The sequence below is a fragment of the Rhodococcus sp. P3_B8 genome, from assembly GCF_056402775.1.
Genome location: NZ_JBFUGT010000605.1, coordinates 1 through 1,597 on the forward strand (window position 1 = coordinate 1; position 1,597 = coordinate 1,597).

2 protein-coding genes are annotated in these 1,597 nt (G+C 63.7%); both read left to right on the top strand.

Annotated elements, in window-relative coordinates; all coding sequences use genetic code 11:
* Positions 1 to 250: 250 nt before the first annotated feature.
* Entirely contained in the window at positions 251 to 976 is a 726-nt protein-coding gene (locus AC1D1G_RS45005) for a GAF and ANTAR domain-containing protein (protein ID WP_477956919.1), read from the top strand.
* Positions 977 to 1,200: 224 nt separating this feature from the next.
* The coding region (locus tag AC1D1G_RS45010) for an STAS domain-containing protein (RefSeq protein WP_477956920.1) at positions 1,201 to 1,597 on the top strand (397 nt) is incomplete at its 3' end.

Genomic DNA, 1,597 nt, shown 5'->3' on the forward strand with positions numbered 1-1,597 from the left:
CGCCGTGAATGCGCGCAATTCCTCGAGAAGTAATGCCCCCACAACCAACCTCCCCCAAGGTCGTTCGAATACATATTCGAGCCTAGCTAGCTGCCGCACGCATGGCAATACCCGGGCAACGACTCCCCCACGTGCGATGCCGGCCCCCTCGGCCCCCTCGTGGTCGTTGCCGTTCTGGCAGAATTGATCGGACGTCGCGAGAATTGCGACGCCGGTTCACGCCGCGTTAGTGCACTTCGGGAGGCGAATAATGCCGAATGATCCTTCGGAGATGACGCGTACCGGAGGCGACGGACCCAGTGCCGTCTTCGCGAAGCTGGCCGAGATGGTCTACAACGGCGACGACTTCGCTCAGGTCTACCAGGCCATCTGCGATGCGGCTGCCACTTTGGTTCCCGGGTGTGCCCACGCCAGCCTCATGCTGAAGGAGAACGATCGTCACGTCACCGTGGCCGCGAGCGATGACATCGCAGCCCAGGTCGACGCGCTCGAACGAGCCGAGCAGGAAGGGCCCTGCCTCGATGCGATCGAGAACGACGCACCGCAGGTCGAGAGCGAGCTCGCCCGTTCGACGCAGTGGCCGCGCCTTGCCCGTCGGGCCATTGCCGAAACCCCGGTCCGGGGCGCTGCCGGCTTCCGGCTCATGATCCGCGGACGCAAGGTCGGCGCACTCAATCTGTTCTCGGACAACCCCGGAGAATTCACCGACAAATCGATCGATCAGGCGATCCTGATCACGGCGTTCGCGGCGGTGACGCTGACAGCGCTCCACGAACACCAGGAAGCGCAGACTCTGCGTGAGGGCCTGGCCAGCAACCGCGAGATCGGAAAAGCGATCGGACTGTTGATGGCCTTCCACGACATCTCCGAAGGTAGGGCTTTCGACCTGCTGCGCAAGACGTCGCAGGACATGAACATCAAGCTCAGCGGCGTCGCACGGGAAGTCATCACGCATCACAATTCGAAGTTCGACTGACGCGCCCTCACCGTTCGACCACGTTGGCAATCGGTTGATGCCGATCTGGTGTAGACGTAATGTAGATCGCGCGTGGTTGAGAACACAGCCGCAGATTGTCCGGAGGCCGCAGCAGTGCGCGGTGGACAGATATTGTGTGCACTCCCACTGCGGACTCGGTGCCGCTGCGCTCCGTTCGGCCCACGGCGCACGGACTCCCATAGAGTGCACGCGATCGGAGGGTCATGAAGCTATTACACACGTCGTTCCGAGTCACACCCCCCACCGCGCGGGCCACCGGCCACCGCACCCGGGAGATGCTCACCAGCGACCGTGGACTGGGGATGGCCGTCGAATTCGCGCCGGACGCCGACGCCACGGTGGGGCAAATCTCCGGCGACATCGACGTGCTCGCCGCCCCTTCCTTCGCGCTTGCCCTCGCGCACCTGGCCGACGGGGGCTCCTCCTCACGCATCATCGTCGACATGACTGCAGTCGACTTCGTCGGAACCTCGGGATTGTCGATACTGTCCGAGTTTGCGGAATCGGCCAAGCGGCAGCACATTACCTGGGCGCTGGCGGGCAATAGAGCGGTGCTGCGGCCCATCGAGGCTATCGGTCTCGACGCGATGATCCCCACGT

Excerpts from the sequence above, each read along its gene's own strand:
- AC1D1G_RS45005 (WP_477956919.1), top strand. The coding sequence starts at position 251 with ATGCCGAATGATCCTTCGGAGATGACGCGTACCGGAGGCGACGGACCC.